This window comes from Streptomyces sp. NBC_01012 (genome assembly GCF_045162755.1).
Classification (GTDB): domain Bacteria; phylum Actinomycetota; class Actinomycetes; order Streptomycetales; family Streptomycetaceae; genus Streptomyces.
The window spans coordinates 125,490-144,225 of the sequence record NZ_CP108688.1; the positions used below are offsets into that span (position 1 = coordinate 125,490).

The 18,736-nt window shown below is 70.6% G+C and carries 21 protein-coding genes; 11 read left to right on the forward strand and 10 right to left on the reverse strand.

Translation table 11 applies throughout. From position 1 onward, the window contains the following. The first annotated feature begins 189 nt into the window (after positions 1 to 189). Complete coding sequence (locus tag OG623_RS00505) at positions 190 to 762, forward strand: rhodanese-like domain-containing protein (RefSeq protein WP_406143225.1); 573 nt, start codon at positions 190 to 192, stop codon at positions 760 to 762. A gap of 20 nt (positions 763 to 782) precedes the next feature. Here the strand turns inward: OG623_RS00505 and OG623_RS00510 are convergent, their stop codons facing one another. After that, positions 783 to 2,084 carry an alpha/beta fold hydrolase gene (locus tag OG623_RS00510; RefSeq protein WP_406143227.1) on the reverse strand — a complete coding sequence of 434 codons (1,302 nt, stop codon included), beginning with the start codon at positions 2,082 to 2,084 and terminating at the stop codon, positions 783 to 785. Between the two features lie 187 nt (positions 2,085 to 2,271). On the opposite strand from OG623_RS00510, the gene OG623_RS00515 reads away from it, so the two are divergent. After that, complete coding sequence (locus tag OG623_RS00515; RefSeq protein WP_406143228.1) at positions 2,272 to 3,096, forward strand: aldo/keto reductase; 825 nt, start codon at positions 2,272 to 2,274, stop codon at positions 3,094 to 3,096. Positions 3,097 to 3,180: 84 nt separating this feature from the next. After that, positions 3,181 to 4,155, forward strand: a complete 975-nt coding sequence (locus OG623_RS00520; RefSeq protein ID WP_406143230.1) for an acetylxylan esterase — start codon at positions 3,181 to 3,183, stop codon at positions 4,153 to 4,155. A gap of 97 nt (positions 4,156 to 4,252) precedes the next feature. Here OG623_RS00520 and OG623_RS00525 read toward each other — a convergent pair whose 3' ends face one another. Further along, positions 4,253 to 4,696, reverse strand: a complete 444-nt coding sequence (locus OG623_RS00525; protein ID WP_406151614.1) for a nitroreductase family deazaflavin-dependent oxidoreductase — start codon at positions 4,694 to 4,696, stop codon at positions 4,253 to 4,255. Between the two features lie 295 nt (positions 4,697 to 4,991). On the opposite strand from OG623_RS00525, the gene OG623_RS00530 reads away from it, so the two are divergent. From OG623_RS00530 to OG623_RS00540, 3 genes are all read left to right on the forward strand, one after another. Then, positions 4,992 to 6,353, forward strand: a complete 1,362-nt coding sequence (locus OG623_RS00530; RefSeq protein ID WP_406143232.1) for an FAD-dependent oxidoreductase — start codon at positions 4,992 to 4,994, stop codon at positions 6,351 to 6,353. A gap of 94 nt (positions 6,354 to 6,447) precedes the next feature. Next, positions 6,448 to 7,068 (forward strand): L-threonylcarbamoyladenylate synthase, encoded by a 621-nt coding sequence (locus tag OG623_RS00535; RefSeq protein ID WP_406143234.1) that lies wholly within the window; start codon positions 6,448 to 6,450, stop codon positions 7,066 to 7,068. A 126-nt stretch (positions 7,069 to 7,194) separates the two neighbouring features. Continuing rightward, positions 7,195 to 7,389 (forward strand): DUF6381 family protein, encoded by a 195-nt coding sequence (locus OG623_RS00540; protein ID WP_406143236.1) that lies wholly within the window; start codon positions 7,195 to 7,197, stop codon positions 7,387 to 7,389. Here the strand turns inward: OG623_RS00540 and OG623_RS00545 are convergent. Further along, positions 7,374 to 8,420 carry an MsnO8 family LLM class oxidoreductase gene (locus OG623_RS00545; RefSeq protein WP_406143238.1) on the reverse strand — a complete coding sequence of 349 codons (1,047 nt, stop codon included), beginning with the start codon at positions 8,418 to 8,420 and terminating at the stop codon, positions 7,374 to 7,376. The genes OG623_RS00540 and OG623_RS00545 overlap by 16 nt on opposite strands. On the opposite strand from OG623_RS00545, the gene OG623_RS00550 reads away from it, so the two are divergent. Continuing rightward, a complete protein-coding gene (locus tag OG623_RS00550) occupies positions 8,349 to 8,594 on the forward strand; it encodes an arginine deiminase family protein (RefSeq protein WP_406143240.1) in 246 nt (81 codons plus the stop codon). The genes OG623_RS00545 and OG623_RS00550 overlap by 72 nt on opposite strands. A gap of 47 nt (positions 8,595 to 8,641) precedes the next feature. Here the strand turns inward: OG623_RS00550 and OG623_RS00555 are convergent, their stop codons facing one another. Beyond that, positions 8,642 to 9,547, reverse strand: a complete 906-nt coding sequence (locus tag OG623_RS00555) for an endo alpha-1,4 polygalactosaminidase (RefSeq protein WP_406143242.1) — start codon at positions 9,545 to 9,547, stop codon at positions 8,642 to 8,644. A gap of 42 nt (positions 9,548 to 9,589) precedes the next feature. Then, positions 9,590 to 9,997 (reverse strand): winged helix-turn-helix transcriptional regulator, encoded by a 408-nt coding sequence (locus OG623_RS00560; protein WP_406143244.1) that lies wholly within the window; start codon positions 9,995 to 9,997, stop codon positions 9,590 to 9,592. 100 nt (positions 9,998 to 10,097) lie between these two features. Here OG623_RS00560 and OG623_RS00565 point away from each other — a divergent pair, with 100 nt between their 5' ends. Continuing rightward, positions 10,098 to 10,937 carry an alpha/beta fold hydrolase gene (locus tag OG623_RS00565; RefSeq protein ID WP_406143246.1) on the forward strand — a complete coding sequence of 280 codons (840 nt, stop codon included), beginning with the start codon at positions 10,098 to 10,100 and terminating at the stop codon, positions 10,935 to 10,937. A gap of 84 nt (positions 10,938 to 11,021) precedes the next feature. On the opposite strand, the gene OG623_RS00570 is transcribed toward OG623_RS00565, so the two are convergent. From OG623_RS00570 to OG623_RS00585, 4 genes are all read right to left on the reverse strand, one after another. After that, positions 11,022 to 11,708, reverse strand: a complete 687-nt coding sequence (locus tag OG623_RS00570) for a glycoside hydrolase family 11 protein (RefSeq protein WP_406143248.1) — start codon at positions 11,706 to 11,708, stop codon at positions 11,022 to 11,024. 367 nt (positions 11,709 to 12,075) lie between these two features. Further along, positions 12,076 to 13,455, reverse strand: coding sequence for an alpha-amylase family protein (locus OG623_RS00575; RefSeq protein ID WP_406143250.1), 1,380 nt, complete (start codon positions 13,453 to 13,455; stop codon positions 12,076 to 12,078). Between the two features lie 196 nt (positions 13,456 to 13,651). Then, a complete protein-coding gene (locus OG623_RS00580) occupies positions 13,652 to 14,413 on the reverse strand; it encodes an IclR family transcriptional regulator (protein WP_406143252.1) in 762 nt (253 codons plus the stop codon). Further along, a complete protein-coding gene (locus OG623_RS00585) occupies positions 14,359 to 14,952 on the reverse strand; it encodes a winged helix-turn-helix transcriptional regulator (RefSeq protein WP_406143254.1) in 594 nt (197 codons plus the stop codon). Before OG623_RS00585 ends, OG623_RS00580 begins: the two co-directional genes overlap by 55 nt. A 159-nt stretch (positions 14,953 to 15,111) precedes the next feature. On the opposite strand from OG623_RS00585, the gene OG623_RS00590 reads away from it, so the two are divergent. Together OG623_RS00590 and argB are read left to right on the forward strand one after the other, a co-directional pair. Next, entirely contained in the window at positions 15,112 to 15,981 is an 870-nt protein-coding gene (locus OG623_RS00590; RefSeq protein WP_406143256.1) for an NAD(P)H-binding protein, read from the forward strand. Between the two features lie 92 nt (positions 15,982 to 16,073). Next, a complete protein-coding gene (gene argB, locus OG623_RS00595) occupies positions 16,074 to 16,952 on the forward strand; it encodes an acetylglutamate kinase (protein WP_406143258.1) in 879 nt (292 codons plus the stop codon). 10 nt (positions 16,953 to 16,962) lie between these two features. Here the strand turns inward: argB and OG623_RS00600 are convergent, their stop codons facing one another. Beyond that, entirely contained in the window at positions 16,963 to 17,484 is a 522-nt protein-coding gene (locus OG623_RS00600; protein ID WP_406143260.1) for a GNAT family N-acetyltransferase, read from the reverse strand. Positions 17,485 to 17,641: 157 nt separating this feature from the next. Here OG623_RS00600 and OG623_RS00605 point away from each other — a divergent pair, with 157 nt between their 5' ends. Beyond that, positions 17,642 to 18,730 (forward strand): alpha/beta hydrolase-fold protein, encoded by a 1,089-nt coding sequence (locus OG623_RS00605; protein ID WP_406143262.1) that lies wholly within the window; start codon positions 17,642 to 17,644, stop codon positions 18,728 to 18,730. Positions 18,731 to 18,736: the final 6 nt, after the last annotated feature.

An 18,736-nucleotide genomic window follows, 5' to 3' on the forward strand; every position in this document is an offset into this window, starting at 1 on the left:
CAGCGGAAGGTGACGGATGCGTGCATTCCGGAAGCGGTTCGGGGCAGGGAGCAGGGAGGCGTTCCGGTGATCGCCTCGGCGCACGGAGCCGGATCGCAATACCCCTAGGGGTATTATTGCCGTCCCGGGGCGCCGGGGTGAGCAGGACCCTGGACCCCACCGCTCCGGCGACCGAAAGGACCCCCGCCCGTGATCAGCCCCGCCTCCCTCTCCCCCACCGAAGCCGCGGCCCGACTGGAGGAGTTCACCGTCATCGACGTCAGGGCCCCCGGCGAGTACGCGGCGGGACATGTGCCTGGCGCCCTGAACATCCCGCTGGACCGGCTGCCCGAGGCGGTGCCCGCCCTGAAGTCGGCCTCCGCCCGCGGCTCCCTGCTGGTGGTGTGCGCCTCCGGCGTGCGCTCCACCAGGGCGTGCGAGGTCCTCGCCGACGCCGACATCGACGCCGCCACGCTCACCGGCGGGACCTCCGCCTGGGAGGGCGACGGGCACGGCCTCGACCGCCCGGTGGGCGCCCGGGCGGTCTGGCCGATGGAGCGCCAGGTGCGGCTCGCCGCCGGTTCACTGGTGGTGGCCGGCCTGCTGGTGGGCCGGCGCTTCCCCGCGGCGCGTTGGCTGTCGGCCGGCATCGGCGCCGGGCTCGTCTACTCAGCGGTGACCGACAGCTGCGGCATGGCGGCCGCCCTGTCGAGGCTCCCGTACAACCGTGCACCGCGGTCGGCGGCCGGTCTGGACGCGACGCTGGACGCCCTGCAGGGCTGACCGCGCTCGGCCCTCGGTCCTCAGCGGTCGCTCTCCCCCCGTACGAGGGCGAGCAGCCGGTCCAGGACCCGGGGGCCGCCCGCACGCACACCGTCGTGCTCGTATTCACTGGTCACCCAGGTGCGCAGCCCGCGGATCGAGGACGCGGTGCGCAGCGCGTGACCGGTGTCCACGTACATGTCGTCGTGGTAGACGGCGGCGGCGACCGGCACCTCGTTGGCCGCGAGCCGCTCCGCGTCGTACAGGACGGGCCAGTCGGTACGGGCGGCGAGCAGCTCCGCCGTCTCGCGCAGCGGTCGAAGCGCGGGGTCGACGTCGAAGTGCCAGGGGTGGATGCTCTCGCCGGTGAAGAGCAGAGGCCCCTCGCCCGCCAGGGCCCCGGCGGCGTCGAACTGCGGGAACTCGGCGCGCACACGCTCGGCGGCCCAGTCCGTGGGCCGCGCGCCCTGACCGTAGATGATCTCGTGCATCACGGCGTACAGCGGGTGGCCGGCGAATGAGGTGGCGGTGCGCATGGCCTCCTGGAAGGCGTCGGACAGCTCGGCGCCGTCCGGGCCTTCGACGAACGCGTTCTCCAGGAGATAGTGCAGCTGGTGGCTGCCGTTGCCGGAGCCCAGCATGATCCCGAGGGACTGGAACCCCTCGGGTGTCAGCGTGTGGCCCGCGCTGTCCGGGCGGTGCTCGGCGAGGTGGGCGGCGATGGCGCGGGCGCGGGCGACGTCCCGCGGGTAGCGGGCATAGTGCGCGGCGACCTTGCGCTCGATCCTCGGATAGGCGGCGCGGTAGACGTCGTCGGCATGCGCGTCCAGCGAGGGCAGGCCGCCGGTGATCAGGACGGCCGAGAGGCCTTCCGGGGCGGCCGAGAGATAGCGGACGGCACAGAAGCCGCCGAAGGACTGCCCGAGGACGGTCCAGGGCGCACCGCCGGTGAGCAGGGGGCGGATCAGTTCGCAGTCGCGGACGATGCTGTCGGAACGGAAGTGGGCGAGGTAGTCGGCCTGCTCACGCGGGCCGCCACGCAGCGGCAGAGTCTGCCGGTTGGCAGGGGTGGACAGCCCCGTACCGCGCTGGTCGAGGAGCAGCACCCGGAACTCTCGCACCGCCCGCCCCAGCCAGGCCTCCGTCCCGACGAAGCGGCGGGCGCCGAAGCCGGGGCCGCCCTCCAGATAGACCAGCCAGGGCAGATCCTCGCCGGTCCTCCCGCTCGCCACCGCTTCGCGGCCGAAGATCTCGATCGTCTCGCCCCCCGGGTCGTCGTGGTCCAGCGGGACCGTGAAGTGCCGGTCGGTGAGGACGATGCCGGGCTGGCGACAGCTGTTCAAGAGGGCTCCTGTATCCGGTGTTCCCGGACAGTCCAGCACACCGCCCGATCGCCGGATATACCGGCGCTTGCCATTAACCCGCGTGTGCAATTATTGTCTACGCCAGTAACCATTGCACGCGGATCGAATCGGCCCGCAGAACATCCGGGCCCGCACCTCACGGTCCGGCACCACGAGAGGCATCACCATGTCCACGGTCCCCACCGTCACCCTCAACAACGGCGTCACGATTCCACAGCTCGGATTCGGCGTCTTCCAGGTTCCGGACGACGAGACCACCGCCGCGGTCACCGCGGCCCTGGACGCGGGCTACCGCTCCATCGACACCGCCACCGTCTACGGCAACGAGGCCGGGGTGGGCCGCGCGCTCGCCGAGTCCGGGCTGGCCCGCGACGAGCTGTTCGTGACCACGAAGCTCTGGAACGCGGACCAGGGATACGACGCGACGCTCACCGCCTTCGACACGAGCCTGGCCGCACTGGGCCTCGACCATGTGGACCTCTATCTCATCCACTGGCCCACCCCGGCCCGCGACCTCTACACCGACACCTGGCGCGCCCTGGAGAAGCTGCTGGCCGACGGCCGGATCAGGGCCGCCGGCGTCTCCAACTTCCAGCCCGCACACCTGCGTCGGCTGCGGGAGGCGAGCTCCCTGGTTCCCGCGGTCAACCAGATCGAACTGCACCCGGGCCTCCAGCAGGGCGAACTGCGCGCTCTGCACACGGAGTACGGCATCGCCACCGAGGCCTGGAGCCCGCTGGCCCAGGGCGCGCTGCTGGACGACGCGGTCCTCGTGTCCCTGGCCGAACAGCACGGGAAGACTCCGGCCCAGGTGGTTCTGCGCTGGCACCTCCAGCTCGGCAATGTCGTGATCCCCAAGTCGGTCACGCCCGCGCGCATCCGCCAGAACATCGATGTCTTCGACTTCGAGCTGTCGGCCGCCGACATGGACGCGATCGCGGGCCTCGACCGTGGCATGCGCACCGGCCCGGACCCCGACACGCTCAACTGACCGGCTTCCCAGGTCGTTCACGGGCCGCGGGCCGACCGTCGTACGGTGTGACCATTCATCTCTCGCGACGTGAGGCGGTCCCACATGGCCCTGTTCGATCTCCCTCTCGATGAACTGCACGCCTACCGCAGCAGTTCGGTGGAGCCCGAGGACTTCGACACCTTCTGGTCGGACACGCTCGACGAGGCCAGGACCCACGACCTGGACGCCCGCTTCGAACCGCGCACCGACATCGGCCTGGTCACGGTCGACGTGTACGACGTCACGTTCGCCGGCTTCGGCGGCCACCCCGTCAAGGGATGGTTCGTGATACCCGCGGGAACCACCGAGCCCGTGCCGGTGGTGGTGGAGTTCATCGGATACGGCGGAGGCCGGAGCCTGCCGCACACGCACCTGCTCTGGGCCTCCGCCGGCATGGCCCACTTCGTCATGGACACCCGCGGCCAGGGCAGCGGGTGGGCCCCGGGCGACACCGCCGACCCGGTGGGCTCCGCCCCCTCCCTGCCCGGATTCATGACCCAGGGCATAGAGGACCCGGCCACCTACTACTACCGCAGGGTGATCACGGATGCCGTACGCGCGGTGGAGGCGGCCCGCTCGCACCCGCTGGCCGACGCGTCCCGGACCGCGGCGGTCGGTGCGAGCCAGGGCGGCGGACTGGCGCTCGCGGTCGGCGGGCTCGTGCCGGACCTGGCGGCCGTGGCACCGGATGTGCCGTTCCTCTGCGACTTCCCCCGGGCGACCCGGATGACCGACCGCAAGCCCTATCGCGAGATCGGCGACTACCTCAAGACGCACCGGGGTAAGGCCGAGCAGGCCGCGCGGACACTCGCCTACTTCGACGGGGTGCACTTCGCCGCGCGGGGGCGGGCGCCCGCGCTGTTCTCCGTGGCCATGGAAGACCTGACCTGCCCGCCGTCCACGGTGTTCGCCGCGTTCAACGCCTACGCCCATGCCGAGAAGGAGATCGAGGTGTACGACTTCAACGACCACGAGGGCGGTGGCCCGTTCCAGCATGCCGTGCAGCTCACTCGGCTCCCCCGGCTGCTGAAGGCCTGACGACGGACGCACCGGCCAGGCCCCCTTCGGCCCGCCTCACGGGCGAGTACCGCCTCACAGGCGGGTCAGGGATCCGGCCGGCCCCGGTCGCCCGCGGTCAGCTCCGACCGGCCGGGGAGAGGACGAAGACCGGGATCTCCCGGTCGGTCTTGGCCTGGTAGTCGGCGTAGTCGGGGAACGCCTCGACCGCACGGCCCCACCACAGCGCCTTCTCCTCGCCCGTGACCTCACGGGCGACCATGTCCTGGCTGATGGTCCCGTCCCGCAGCCCGACCTGGGGGTCGGCCCGCACGTTGTAGTACCAGACGGGGTGCTTGGGGGCGCCGCCCAGGGAGGCGACCACGGCGTACTCCCCGTCGTGCTCGACCCGCATGAGCGGGGTCTTGCGGATCTTGCCGCTCCTGGCGCCGCGCGTCGTCAGGAGGATGACGGGCATGCCGCGCATGGTCATCCCCTGCGTTCCGCCGGAGCTCTCGATGAGTTCGACCTGCTCACGGACCCACGTCGTCGGGCTCGGCTCGTATGCGCCCTCGATCGGCATGGCGCGTGTCCTCTCGTCGGAGTGCTGTCGTGCGTCCATCATGGCTCCGACGTGCGCCGCAGACGCGCAGGGACCTGCCGTCTCACTTCCTGGACATCCGTGAGACAACTCGGAAAAGATCCGCGCACAGAATTCGGCACCTTTCATACCCATACGTCCGCCTATTTCCGATATATATACTCGCCCCGCTCCAGGGACTTTCATGCGCAGGCCGTACCGTGGGGGCAGCGGAGTAAGCCAAGCCTTACCCCGCGCCACTCTGCCCGCGTTCGTCCGCCCTAAGGAACATCACTCCATGACACGCCCCGTCCGCGTCGCCATCGTCGGAGCCGGTCCTGCCGGAATCTACGCAGCGGACGCGCTTCTCAAATCCGAGGCCGCCCAGGAGCCGGGCGTTTCGATCGACCTGTTCGAGCGCATGCCCGCCCCCTTCGGTCTGATCCGGTACGGAGTGGCTCCGGACCACCCGCGTATCAAGGGCATCGTCAAGGCGCTGCACCAGGTGCTCGACAAGCCGCAGCTGCGTCTGTTCGGCAATGTCGACTACCCCGCCGACATCGGCCTGGACGACCTGCGGTCCTTCTACGACGCCGTGATCTTCTCCACCGGAGCCGACGCCGACCGTGCCCTCGACATAGCGGGCATCGAGCTGGAGGGTTCCTACGGCGCCGCCGACTTCGTCGCCTGGTACGACGGGCACCCGGAGGTCCCGCGCACCTGGCCGCTGGAGGCCGAGAAGGTCGCCGTGCTCGGTGTCGGCAATGTGGCCCTGGACGTCGCGCGCATCCTCGCGAAGACCGCGGACGAGCTGCTCCCGACCGAGATCCCCGCGAACGTCTACGACGGGCTCAAGGCGAACAAGGCGCTGGAGGTGCACGTCTTCGGACGGCGCGGGCCCGCCCAGGCGAAGTTCAGCCCGATGGAGCTGCGCGAGCTCGACCACTCGCCGAACATCGAGGTCATCGTCAACCCCGAGGACATCGACTACGACGCGGGCTCGATCGCCACCCGGCGGGAGAACAAGCAGGCCAACATGGTCGCCTCCACGCTGGAGAACTGGGCGATCCGCGACGTCGGCGACCGCCCGCACAAGCTGTTCCTGCACTTCTTCGAGTCCCCGGTCGAGGTCGTCGGCGAGGACGGCCGCGTCGTCGCCCTGCGCACCGAGCGCACGGAGCTGGACGGCACGGGCAACGTCAAGGGCACGGGCCGGCACACGGACTGGGACGTGCAGAGCGTCTACCGCGCGGTCGGCTACTACTCGGAGGAGCTCCCGAAGCTGCCCTTCGACGTGGTCTCCGGCACCGTCCCGCACGCGGCAGGACGCGTACTGACCGGCGACGAGCCGATGCCGTCGGTGTACGTCACCGGGTGGATCAAGCGCGGTCCGATCGGCCTGATCGGGCACACCAAGGGCGACGCCAACGAGACCGTGGCCTGCCTGCTGGAGGACCACGCCGCCGGACGGCTGCCCGCCCCCACGCAGCCGGGGCCGGACGCGATCGTCGACTTCCTGGAGCAGCGCGGCGTCCGGTACACCACCAAGGAGGGCTGGCACCGCCTGAACGCCCACGAGCAGGCGCTCGGCGCCGAGCAGGGCCGTGAGCGCATCAAGGTCGTCGAGCGCACGGACATGCTGGACGCGTCCGGAGCCTGACGGCACCCGCGTGAACCCGTGTCCCCGGCAATCCCCCGAACGATGAGGGAACGCCGGGGGTCACGGTGCCGTCCGGCGGCCTTACACTCCCCGAATGGCCAAGTACTTCGATGTGCATCCCGAGAACCCGCAGCGCCGCACCATCACCAACGTGGCCGAGAGCATCCGGTCCGGCGCCCTCGTCGCGTATCCCACCGATTCCTGCTACGCCCTCGGCAGCCAGCTCGGCAGCCGCGACGGGATCGACCGCATCCGGTCGATCCGGAACCTCGACGACCGCCACCACTTCACCCTGGTGTGCCAGAACTTCGCGCAGCTCGGCCAGTTCGTCCAGGTCGACAACGACGTCTTCCGCGCGATCAAGGCGGCGACGCCCGGGAGTTACACCTTCATCCTTCCCGCCACCAAAGAGGTGCCGCGGCAGTTGCTGCACCCCAAGAAGAAGACGGTCGGCGTCCGGATCCCGGACCACACCGTCACACAGGCACTGCTGGCCGAGCTCGGTGAGCCACTGCTGTCCAGCACGCTGCTCCTGCCCGACGAGGAGGAACCGCTGACGCAGGGCTGGGAGATCAAGGAGCGCCTCGACCACGTCGTGGACATCGTGCTCGATTCCGGCGACTGCGGTACGGAGCCGACGACCGTCATCGACTTCTCGGGAGGCGAGCTCGAGGTCGTACGCAGGGGAGCCGGCGATCTGACCAGGTTCGAGTAGGACGGACCGGCCCGAAGCCCGCACGCACGGTCACTCCGCGCTTCCGGCGGCCCCGCCGAGATGCGCGCACCCCCGGGTGCCTGGTTCGGTGGAAGGGTCCGCTCCGCCCAGCGCCAGGGAGTGATCATGAGCGAGCCAGAGGAAGACGTCCGGGACCGTCTCCGGCGGATGCGCGGCCGGACCAAGGATCTCGAGAAGGCCGCCGAGCAGGCCACGGATCCGGCGGAACGCCGGCGTCTGCGGGATGAAGCGCATCAGCTCGAATCACGGAGCGTTCAGGTCAGCGGCATGGCGAGTGGGGACATCTACCCCATGGAGTAGGCCGGATCCTGGGACACCGGGCCCAGGCCCGCGATCCGGGCGAGGCGGCGCAGCGAGTCGACGAGCGCCGGGCGGTCGTACGTGCTGGTGGTGACCAGCACCTCGTCCGCTCCGGTCTCCTTGATCGCCAGCTCAAGACCGGCCGCCACGGTGTCCTCGGTGCCCGCCAGATGTCCCCGCAGCCCGTTCTCGAACAGACCCCGCTCCTTCTCCGTCATGGCCAGGGCCTCGATCCGCTCGGTCGGCGCGAGCGGCGGGAAGGATCCGTGGGTGCGTGAGTACGCCATGGACCAGGCTTCGGGGACCAGGAGCCGCCGGGCCTCCTCCGCGGAGCCGGCGACGGCGACGGTGCCCGCGACGATCACATGGGGTTCGCGGCCCCAGGCGGAGGGGCGGAAGCCGTCACGGTAGGCATCGACCGCGTGTATCAGCTTGTCCCGGCCGCGGAGATCACCGATGACGAGCGGCAGGCCGGCGGCCGCGGCGATGGCGGCGCCTTCCCCGGTCGCCAGGACGTAGGGAGGGATGCGCAGCCCCTCGGCGGGGCGGGCGTGGACCTGGGGGTGGGCCCGCTGGGTGCCGTCCAGCCAGCCGAGCAGCTCCGCGAGCCGGTCGGCGAAGGCGTCGGCGTCCTCCTTGTCCCGGCCGAGTGCCCTGCGGATCCCGTCGGTGAAGCCGACCGAACGCCCGAGCCCCATGTCGATCCGGCCGGGGAAGAGCGAGGCGAGCACCCCGAACTGCTCGGCCACGACGAAGGGCTGATGGTTCGGGAGCATCACTCCGCCGGTTCCGACCCTGATGGTGGAGGTCGCGGCCGCGACGGCGGCGGCCAGCACGGTCGGCGCCGAGCCCGCCACCCCGGGCACGCTGTGGTGCTCGGACACCCAGAAGCGGTGGTAGCCGAGGGCCTCGGCCTCACCCGCCAGCGCGACCGTGTCCCGCAGCGCCTGCGGGCCGTCGTGGCCTTCTCGGGTGCGGGAGCGGTCGAGGAAGGAGAACCGGGTCGATGCGATGGAAGAGCTCACGTACATGTTCAACGCCTGCGGCGCGCCGGGATTCCCCCGGCCGTCGATGGCCCGGGGCACGACCCGCCACTCACACCGGGGGTCGAGGTCATCACGATCGTCGGCGGGGAGCTGGGCCGTGGCCGGTGCGGCGGGCGCTGCATGACCTGCCCGCTCATCCGCGAGCCGGTGGACTTCTGAGGTCCGTGCCGGCCCGCGGATCCCGTGCGTCGGTGAGCGGGGTGCGCTCAGCAGGTCCGGTGGACGTACCCCTTCTCGCCCGCGGGGCGCACATCGAGGTCCCGCAGGACGAGGGAGATCCCGGCGCCCCAGGCGGAGCAGCTCTCCTCGAAGCTCACATCGCCCTCGCCCTCGTACTCGACGGCGAAGACCCGGTCTTCGTACACGTCGGCGTAGGCGTCGCATTCGTCGAACTGGGCGCACTCCTCCGTCACCGCGAAGTCGAAGCCGATCTCGGCATGCCGTCCGAGCAGGTCGGTGGTGTTCTTCTGCCCGATCGCGAGGCCGTCGCTGTGCGCCCGTGCGGCCAGCGTCTCGGCGAAGGCGGCGTTGTGCTCCTTCGTCAGCCTGCCCTTCGAACGTTCGAAGGAGTCGAGGTTGTCCGGCTCCACCGCCTGGAAGCCGCTCTCCGCGCAGCCGTCGATCCAGTCCCCGACGATCTCCGCGAGCTCGGTGCGGCGGGCGGCCGTCGAGGTGTCCAGAAGCACTTCGTCCCAGCCCTCGTCGATGATCGGCTCCCCGTCGTCGTCGCGCAGCAGGAGGCCGGGGTGGGTGTCCTGCCACCACGACAGTGCGCCGGGTTGTGTCTGGAAGGCGTTGACGTAACAGACGTTGTACAGGCCCGGGGCGGGCTCGTCCTCACGGTCGCGGGACACCGCCCGCGCCCCTTCGGGCGGTGTGTACCCCCCGCCGATCTGGTAGTCGAACTCCATGCCCGCGGTCGGCAGGAGCACGTCGGCGGTCCCGGCGGGCCGCCGGGATCCGGCCGGCGGCTCGGACCCGGCGCCGGCGGGCGCTCCGTCCGCGACGGAGCACGACGCCAGTACGCACGCCCCGAGGACGGCGGCAAGGCTCGCCGCCGCGCCGGCCGCTCGTCTGCGGCGGGAGAACAGGGAACGGGCGCGGCTGGTCACATGGGCTCCAGGTGTCGGGGATCGGGAGATCCGAAAGACGATCTACGTATCTTCCGTCACCGCGTCGGCGCTCTGCTGGGCGCGGTCGATCTCGGCCATGTGTTCCTCCGCCCACCGGCGGACGGCGGCCAACGGGATCTCCAGCGACAGCCCGAGCTCGGTGAGGCCGTAGTACACGCGCGGCGGCACGGTGGTCTCCACCCGTCGGCTGACGAGGCCGTCACGGCACAGCGACTGCAGCGTGACCGACAGCATCTTCTGCGAGACACCGGCCATGCGGCGCTGGAGTTCGGCGAAGCGCACCTCGTCCGGGGAGGCTTCCGCCAGTACCTTGACGGCCATCGAGGTCCACTTTCCACCGATCCGGTCGAGAAGCCGACGGGTCGGACACAGCGGGTCGAACAGATCGCCGCGCGTGCCGTCCGGCGTACGCGTGGTCCGAGGGGTCACCTGGAGCTCACCACCTGGGGTAGAAGTGCCGTCTTGGCCGCCCCAGGCTAGTTACCTATCGTTCTGTTGTCACCATCAGATACCACTCGAAGAGGCCGTCATGTCTGTCGCTCCCGTCCGGATGCACCGTGTCGCCGTCAACGGCGTCGAACTCGACGTGGCCACCGCGGGCACGGGCCCCGCCGTGCTGCTGCTCCACGGTTTCCCGCACACCTGGCGGCTGTGGACCCACGTCCTGGACGATCTGTCCGCCCGGCACCGGGTGATCGCCCCTGACCTCCGGGGACTCGGTGGGAGCACACGCGCCCCGGACGGCTACGACGCCGGGACCCTCGCCGAGGACTGCCTCGCGCTCCTGGACGCGTTCGACGAGAGCTCCGCGTCCGTGATGGGCATCGACGCGGGTACTCCGCCCGCCTTCCTGATGGCGATGCGCAGCCCCGGGCGTGTCCGTCGGCTGGTGCTCATGGAGTCACTGCTGGGCACTCTGCCGGGCGCGGAACGGTTCCTGGCGTCAGGGCCGCCCTGGTGGTTCGGCTTCCACTCGGTTCCCGGCCTGGCGGAGACCGTACTGCCGGGCAACGAGGCGGCGTACATCGACTGGTTCCTCGACTCGGGCACCCTGGGGCAGGGGATCGAGCCCGGGATCCGGGACGCCTTCGTCAGCGCCTACACGGGCTCCGAGGCGCTTCGCTGTGCGTTCTCCTACTACCGCGCCATGCCCACCGGCGCCCGGCAGATCCAGTCGGCCGTGGAGGCGGGCCGGTTGTCGGTGCCCACGCTGGCCATCGGCGCCCGTCCGGTGGGGGACGCGCTGGAACGGCAGTTGCGGCCTGTCGCCGACGAGCTCACGGGTCATGTCATCGAGGACTGCGGTCACATCATTCCGCTGCACCGCCCGGAGGAGCTCCTCCGGCTGGTACGTCCTTTTCTCGCCTGAGGGCTGTCCCACTCGATCCGGCGGACGGCTGGGGCGCGGCGCCCTCCCGGCCGCCGTGCCCCAGCCGGCTGACGCGTGGGTGCGTCAGCTCACCGAGATGCTGGAGCTCCCGCTGCTCTGATAGCCCTCCGTGGCCATGATCATGTAGTAGTTGAAGCTGCCCAGCGGCATTCCGTAGCCGGCCCAGGCGTCGAAGTGGTTGCCGGCGGTGATGCTTCCGCCCGTCCGCTGCGACTGGCGGACGCTCCAGTACTGGTCGAAGGTCTTGGTGCCTTCGACGGAGGGGGCGTTGTACCGCGTCGTCCGGTAGACGTCGTAGGTTCCGCCGTCGCTCGTGACCGTGCCCTGGAACGTCCCGGTGGGCCGGTAGGTACCCCAGTTGTCGACGATGTAGTACTCCACGAGGGGATTCGCCGTCCAGCCGTAAAGGGTCAGGTAGGAGTTGCCCGACGGGTTGAAGCTGCCGGAGTAGTTCACGGTCCTGCGTGCGCCGTTGGCCCAGCCCTTGCCGGCGACGAAGTTCCCGCAGTTGGTCCACGAGGTGCTGTAGCTGCCGCCGGACGACAGGTTCATGGAGACCGAACCACCACCGTCGGTCCAGAACGAGTAGTAGTAGCCGTTGTCGGTGCCCTCCTGATTCGTGGTGATGACCGTGTCGGCGTGAGCGGTGCCAGGCAGCATCAGTCCGGACGTCGCCAGCGCCAGGGCACCGGCCCGGCCGATGAAGCCTCTGCGGCTGACCGGCCGGTTGGGGATGTCGTCCACGTTCATACCTTCTCCTTCTGACGGCTTGCGGGAGCCAGGTGTGGGCCCGGCCTGGCGATGCCGACAGTGTTGAGCGGTACCCGTCAAGAGTCAACAGTTTCCGCAATGATTGCGAAATAGCAGAGCGGCACGTGAGGGCAAGGGGAGTCAATATCAGCAGGTCCAGGGGCAGACGTGTCGCTGAAGCGGATCGAAGAGAAGTGCGAGGCCGGATTTCTGCTGGTGATTCAACACCGAAAGTTTCGAAACTTTCGGCTGTCTTTCGGATCGAGTGATGTGTCCGCGAACCGGCTCGAACGCATCACGACCGACGACGCGCAGGACGGAGTGGACTCCGTCCTGCGCGTCGTCGGTCGTGATGTGCCCCGGGCGGTCAGCCCGCCTGGGCCCCGGTGTGCAGCGCCAGCGCACCGCGGGCAGGCACCTCGGCCTGAACGGTGCCGTCGTCGCCGACCGTCACCGTGTTGCCGTCGCAGTCGTCCGGCGAGGCCGCGGCGACGTTGCAGTAGGTGCCGGCGGGCAGGGACGTCGTGAACGTCTCCGTCAGAGCGCCGTCCCCGTCGTTCAGTGCGACGAATCCCTTGTCGCCACGGCCGAACGCGAGGGCGCTGCCGCCGTTGTCCCACCAGTCGGTCAGCTCGGCCGAGCCCACCTCGTTACGGAAGCCGACCAGTCCGGTGATCGCCTGCTGGGTGTGCGTGTTCGTCCAGCCGTCGCCTCCGCTCGGCGGGCCTGCGTCCGTGTCCGACCACTCGTAGCCCGAGTACACGTTCGGCGAACCGTACGGCGAGGCCAGCATGAAGACGTTCGCGAGGGTGTACACCTCGCCGTCCTTGTAGGTCAGGGTCGAGCCGTTGCGTTCGGTGTCCCAGTTGTCGACGAACGTCCGCGCGGAGCCGCTGTCCAGCTTGCCGTCCGCGACGGACTTCAGCTGGGCGATGCTGCCGCCCCCGAAGGCGCTCTTGAGGTGGCCGCCGTAACGGAATTCGTCCACGTCACCGACTCCGGTGTACTCCTCGGGCTGTACGGCCTCGCCGCCTCCCTGGATGACCTCCTGCACCCAGAACCCCGGATCGCTCATCTTCCCCTTGATCGCGGCGACATCGTCGGCGGCCATGTGCTTGGCCGCGTCGATACGGAAGCCGTCGGCCCCCAGGGAGCGCAGGTCGTCGAGGTAGGCGGCGATGGTGGAGCGGACCTGGTCGCCGCCCGTGTCGAGGTCGGCCAGTCCCACCAGTTCGCAGTTCTGTACGTCGTCGCGGTCCGTGTAGTCGGAGATGTCGCTCCGGCAGGTGTGGAAGTCGGCGTCCTCGAAGTAACCGGGGTAGTCGTACTTCGTGTAGGCAGTTCCGCCCGTGCCCGTCCCGGACCCGGCCGCCATGTGGTTGATGACGGCGTCGGCGATGACCTTGACGCCCACGGTGTGACAGGCGTCCACCATGGCGGCGAACGCGTCGCTGTCGCCGAGCCGTCCGGCGATCTTGTAGCTGACCGGCTGGTAGGACGTCCACCACTGGTCGCCCTCGATGTGCTCGCTGGCGGGTGACACCTCCACATAGCCGTAACCGGCGGGGCCGAGCTGGTCGGTGCAGGCGGTCGCCACATCCGCGAACGGCCGCTCGAACATGGTGACGGTGACGTCCTTCTCGCCGGGCGGCGTCGCCTGCGACTGCCAGGGGGCGAGCGCGGCGAGACCGGCGACGGTCATGACTCCGGCGAGCGTTCCGCCTATCAGACGGAATCGGTGCTGCATGTGCGGCTCCTTCGGCGACAGGGCACGGCTGTGCCCTCGAAGACAGCCACGCGCCAGGCTGCCGTGGGGGGAACGAGTGGGAGCCTGCCGCCCCGCCCGTACCGCCGTCAAGGACTTCTGCAAGCTCTTTCAGATTCTTGCGCAACACCATCGGCCGGTCGGCTGCGGCCAGTTCGCCCGCCCGGGTGCGCCCCGGTCACGATGACGGCGGGGGAAGAAGCCCGGCCGCCCGCCGCAACGCTGCCGCGTGCCGGGCCAGTTCGGGTTCACTCCCGCGGTCCGCCGGCATCGACGCCATCAGGGCGAGCCGGTCGCGCCAGCTGCTTCCGGCCAGCGGCACGGCCACGGCGCGCATTCCGCACACCGGCTCACCGGCACTGTCGGCGCGGCCGTCAGCGCCGATTCCGGCCAGTTCGGCGAGCAGGGCGGTACGGGAGACCGAAGTACGTCCCGTGACACCGGACAGCCGCTCATCCGGGTAGAGGGCACAGACCTGTTCGTCGGTCAGCTGGGCGAGCAGCACCTTGCCCGCCGGTGTGGCGTGTGCGGGATGGGCGCGTCCTGTCTCCAGGACGGCGCGCACGGGGTGCGACGATTCCCGGCCGTCGGTGATGATCACCTGGTCGCCGATCAGGGCGGCGGTACTGATCGTCTCCCCCGTGGCGGTGGCCGCCGCGTCCAGCACCACCCGCAGGCGATCCCGCATCCCGGGGCCGTAACCCGCCGGGCGGCCCAGCATGACCAGTTCGGGTCCCGCGGAGTAGCCGCGGCCCGAGGTGTCACGGGTGGCGAAGCCGCGCGATTCGAGGGTGCTCAGCACACGGTGCGCCGTGGAGCGGGCCACGCCCAGCTCCCTGGCCGCGTCGGTGACCGACAGGGTGTCGTGGGTCAGGAAGAGACGCATCAGGCGCAGCCCGGTGTCCAACGACTCGATGATGTAACTCCTGGGGTCGGCCATGGGGTCCTCCCGGTCGTGTCACCGGCCGTTCTCCGACGCGGCGTCGGCCCCCATGATTCCGGGTCGGCGCCGTCGCTGTCCGTCCGACCGGTCGTGACCGGGGTTCGGCCGTCGTCGGCGGTATCCGACGCGGACCGCGCGTCGTACGCCCCACGGGCGCTCACGATGTCCTGACCGTGCGCCACCCCCCACTCGGCCAGGGTCGCGATCGGAGTCAGCAGTGACGCGCCCAGCGGGCTCAGCGCGTACTCCACCGTGGCGGGCACCGTGGGGAAGACGGTGCGGGTCACCAGGCCGTCCCGCTCCAGGGTGCGCAGCGTGCGGGTGAGCATCCGCCGGCTGACCCCCTCGATCGAACGGTGCAACTCGTTGTAGCGCCGCGTGCCCTGTCCCAGCAGCACGACGACCAGCACGCTCCACTTGTCGCCCACCCGGCGCAGCAGGTCCGTCACCGGGCAGTTTCCGTGCTCCTCGGAACTGACCGGCGATCCGAGATCGACGGCGAGCGCGACAGGAACGCCGACGGGTGTGTCGGTCATGGCAGATCCTTCCTCTCGTGGCAGGTGAACCGCGGGCATACCGCAGGCATTGAACCGCGCACAGGCACATCAATGTGCGTTCTTCCCCGCGCCGCCCGGCTCGTCCAGGGTGAGGGCAGGAGTCGTACAACCGGCATCACACACCATGAGGGGCCGAAAATGATCGTTGTCACCGGAGTCGCCGGCGAGCTCGCGCGGCTCACCGTCGGCCGGCTCGTCGAGCGGCTGCCGGCCGCGGAGGTCGTGGGGACGTCCCGTACGCCGGAGAAGGCCGCGGGCCTGCCCATCGAGGTGCGCGCGGCGGACTTCGGCGACCCCGCTTCGCTGGTGACCGCGTTCGACGGTGCCGACGCTCTGCTGATCGTCAGTCTGCACCCGCTCCCCGAGCGTTCGAGGCTCCAGGCGAATGCCATCGAGGCGGCTGTCGAGGCCGGAGTGGGGCATGTCGTCTACACCTCGTTCACCCGGGCCGGTGAGCCGGACAACCCGGTCAGCGTCGTGCCCGACCATCGGCTCGCCGAGCAGGCGCTCCTCCGGTCGGGGACGGCGTTCACCGCGCTGCGCTTCAACATGTGGCCGGAGATGCTGCTCCTGATGGGCACCGCGCGCCGCGCCGTGTCGTCGGGGAAGCTGCTCAGCAACTCGGGGAGCGGAGGCGTCGGATACGTCACCAAGGACGACTCCGCGGCGGTCGCGGCCGCTGTGCTCGCACAGGGCAGCGACAAGGGTGAGCTGCTGGAGGTCTCCGGCCCTGCGGCCGTCACCGACGCCGAACTCGCCCGGATCCTCACGGAGGTCACCGGCCGTACGGTCGGCTACGAAGCCGCGTCCGACGAGGCCGTCGCGGCCGCTCTGCTGGCCGACGGCCTGCTCGAGCCGATGGCGAACGCGCTGGCCGCCAACGGCGTCGCGCGCCGTGACGGCTGGTACGGGGCGACGACGCGTGCCGTGGAGCGGCTGACGGGCCGTGAGCCGACCTCCCTCGGCGCCTTCCTCGCCCGCCACCGGGCGGCCCTGACGACTGCCTGATCAAGGGCCGACATCTCTTATTAGGTTAGGCTAAGCTTCCCACGCCCGGGGTGACCCAGGGCGCGTGTGCCATCAACGGAGGGACCTGATCCATGGACGTGGTCGTCGTCAAGTTCGGCGGTCATGCCATGGTCGACGCCGCCCTTCAACGCTCCTTCGCACACGACGTGGTGGAGCTGTGGCGTGCCGGTCTGCGCCCGGTCGTGGTGCACGGGGGCGGGCCCCAGATCAACGCGATGCTCGATCGCCTCAGCCTCGAGAGCCGCTTCGAGGCGGGGATGCGGGTGACCACCCCGGAGACCATGGAGGTGGTGCGCATGGTGCTGACGGGGCAGGTCCAGCGCGATCTGGTGGGCCATATCAATACCCATGGGCCCTTCGCCGTCGGCATGACGGGTGAGGACGCGCACACGATGACGGCCGTCCGGCGGCCGGCCTGGGTGGACGGCCGCCCGGTGGACATCGGCCTGGTCGGTGACATCGTTCACGTGGACCCGGTCATGCCGCGCCTGCTCCTGGAGCAGGGCTCCATTCCGGTGGTCTCCCCCGTGGCGCGCGGCGAGGACGGGCAGGTCTACAACGTCAACGCCGATCTCGCGGCGTCGGCCCTGGCCGTGGCGCTCGACGCCGAGCGACTGGTCATGCTCACCGATGTGGAGGGGCTGTACGCGAACTGGCCGGACAGCACCGATGTGATCGAGCGGGTGACCGCCGAGGCACTGGACGCGCTGCTGCCGGAGCTGACGAGCGGGATGCTGCCCAAGATGGAGGGCTGCCTGCGGGCTGTCCGGGGCGGCGTCCGCAGGGCGCACGTGCTCGACGGGCGCGTGCCGCACGCGGTGCTGCGCGGAGTTCTCGACGAGAACAGCCCGGGGACCACCGTGGTGCCCGACAGCGACGGCGGTCACGGTCCTGGCGGCGTACGACCGCCGCGCACCGCGCGGGCCTCACAGACCGCCGGCCGGAGCTGACGGCGCGCGCTCACCAAGTGAGCGCGAGTACCCGCGCGTTGCGCCGGGGGTCCAGGGACTTCGCCCACGCCCGGGGCGCGCCGCTCACGGCCGCGGGAGCGAATCCGTGCCGCAGGAACAGTCCGCCGTCACCGGTCGTCGCCGTGAAGAGGGCATCGAGCGACCGGGCGCGCGAACGCGCCAGCGCGGCGCGCAGAAGTCCGGCCCCCACGCCGCGTCCCTGGCTGTGCCCGGCCACGCAGAAGTTGTACAGAACGCCCGTCGGCCCGCGCCCCTCCCCCGCGTCCGCCGGGTAGACCCGCAGTGCCAGACACCCTTCGAGGAGACCTCCTGGGCCTTCCGCCACCACGAAGTCGGCGGCACGCTCCGTGTAGAGCGCGAGGGGACGGTCCCGGAGGGCTCCGGAGCATACGAACGGCCGGGCGAGCTCGGCGAGCGCTGTGGCATCCGCCGGGCAGGCGGGACGCAGACGCGGCGCGGGCGCCCGCAACGCTCGCGGCAAGGGGACGGAGCGGGGGGCGACCGTGGTCACGAAACGTCCTGACGAGGTCGGGGACGGAGTACTCGGCAGAACATGAGGGCCCGTTCAGGAGCTGGTCCGGGATGGATACGCCGAAGATGATTAGGTTAGGCTCACCTAATCATTGCGAGGCTCGGCCTTGCAACTCCCCTCTCGCAAGGAGACGTTCATGGCCCTCGCGGACAGCGCGTTCGGCGCGTTCGGTCTGTCAGGCAGGCCCGGTACCGACGCGTTCTGGGCGACGGTGAAGGCGCCCGCATCGGTGCCGGCCGAAGGCGGCGGCTGGGTGACGCTGTTCCTGCGGCGCGGCTCCCCCGCGACGATCGACTTCGAGAGCTGGTCGGAGCCCGTACCCCTGCGCCGCTGGGAGGACACCGACTGCTGGTACGCCGAGGTGCGCATGCCCCCGCGCCTGCGCGTCACCTACCGCTTCGTCGCGGACGACGCCGCGTACGCCGACCCGTTCAACCCCGTCGGTGCGGGTGGTGACCGGTCCGTCACGGCGACCCCTGACGCCCCGCACCAGCCGCACTGGCCCGTCATCGGCGCCGACGACGTCCTGCCCGTCCCGTCCACCCGCTTCCGCTGGACCGGCGGGCGGCTCGGCGGACGGCGTACGGTGCGGGTCCATCCGGCGGGTGGTGGCGGTCCTGTGGTGCTGCTGCTCGACGGCGACGACTGGCTGTATCTGCATCCGGCCATGAGCGCGTTCGACTCGGCCGTGGCCGGCGGCGAGATGCCTCCGGTCACCCTCGTCTTCCTGCCGGCCAGGGACAGGGAGACCGAGTTCGCGTGCAGGCCCGAGCTGTGGGAGGCGGTACGCGACGAACTGCCGCGGCTGGTGGCGGATTCCGGGGTGACCGCGGACTGGGAGCGGCTGGTGGTCGCCGGACAGAGTCTCGGCGGGCTGAGCGCGATGTACGCGGCGCTGGAGTTCCCCGGCCTGGTGTCCCGCGTCGCCTGTCAGTCGCCGTCCTTCTGGTGGTCTCCCGGGTCCCCGGACCGGGATCACCTCGTGGACGGTCCGGTCGGTGGCGCCGTCGCCGCGCGGCTGAAGGAGCGCCCCGACCTGTCAGGTCTGCGGGTCGCGTTCGACGTGGGGGAACACGAGACACGGATGCTCCCCCACTGCGAGCTGGCCGAGACCCTCACCGCGGAGGCCGGCGCGACCGTACGTGTCTCACGCTCGGCCTCGGGGCACGACAGGGCGGGCTGGCGGCACGCCCTGCTCAGGGACGTCGCCTGGGCGCTCGCCTGACCGAGG

Coding starts and splice junctions, on each gene's coding strand:
- OG623_RS00590 (WP_406143256.1), top strand. CDS start 15,112: ATGATCGTTGTCACCGGAGTCGCCGGCGAGCTCGCGCGGCTCACCGTC.
- OG623_RS00565 (WP_406143246.1), top strand. CDS start 10,098: ATGTCTGTCGCTCCCGTCCGGATGCACCGTGTCGCCGTCAACGGCGTC.
- OG623_RS00585 (WP_406143254.1), bottom strand. CDS start 14,952: ATGACCGACACACCCGTCGGCGTTCCTGTCGCGCTCGCCGTCGATCTC.
- OG623_RS00525 (WP_406151614.1), bottom strand. CDS start 4,696: ATGCCGATCGAGGGCGCATACGAGCCGAGCCCGACGACGTGGGTCCGT.
- OG623_RS00515 (WP_406143228.1), top strand. CDS start 2,272: ATGTCCACGGTCCCCACCGTCACCCTCAACAACGGCGTCACGATTCCA.
- argB (WP_406143258.1), top strand. CDS start 16,074: ATGGACGTGGTCGTCGTCAAGTTCGGCGGTCATGCCATGGTCGACGCC.
- OG623_RS00535 (WP_406143234.1), top strand. CDS start 6,448: ATGGCCAAGTACTTCGATGTGCATCCCGAGAACCCGCAGCGCCGCACC.
- OG623_RS00580 (WP_406143252.1), bottom strand. CDS start 14,413: ATGGCCGACCCCAGGAGTTACATCATCGAGTCGTTGGACACCGGGCTG.
- OG623_RS00545 (WP_406143238.1), bottom strand. CDS start 8,420: ATGTACGTGAGCTCTTCCATCGCATCGACCCGGTTCTCCTTCCTCGAC.
- OG623_RS00540 (WP_406143236.1), top strand. CDS start 7,195: ATGAGCGAGCCAGAGGAAGACGTCCGGGACCGTCTCCGGCGGATGCGC.
- OG623_RS00605 (WP_406143262.1), top strand. CDS start 17,642: ATGGCCCTCGCGGACAGCGCGTTCGGCGCGTTCGGTCTGTCAGGCAGG.
- OG623_RS00575 (WP_406143250.1), bottom strand. CDS start 13,455: ATGCAGCACCGATTCCGTCTGATAGGCGGAACGCTCGCCGGAGTCATG.
- OG623_RS00530 (WP_406143232.1), top strand. CDS start 4,992: ATGACACGCCCCGTCCGCGTCGCCATCGTCGGAGCCGGTCCTGCCGGA.
- OG623_RS00570 (WP_406143248.1), bottom strand. CDS start 11,708: ATGAACGTGGACGACATCCCCAACCGGCCGGTCAGCCGCAGAGGCTTC.
- OG623_RS00520 (WP_406143230.1), top strand. CDS start 3,181: ATGGCCCTGTTCGATCTCCCTCTCGATGAACTGCACGCCTACCGCAGC.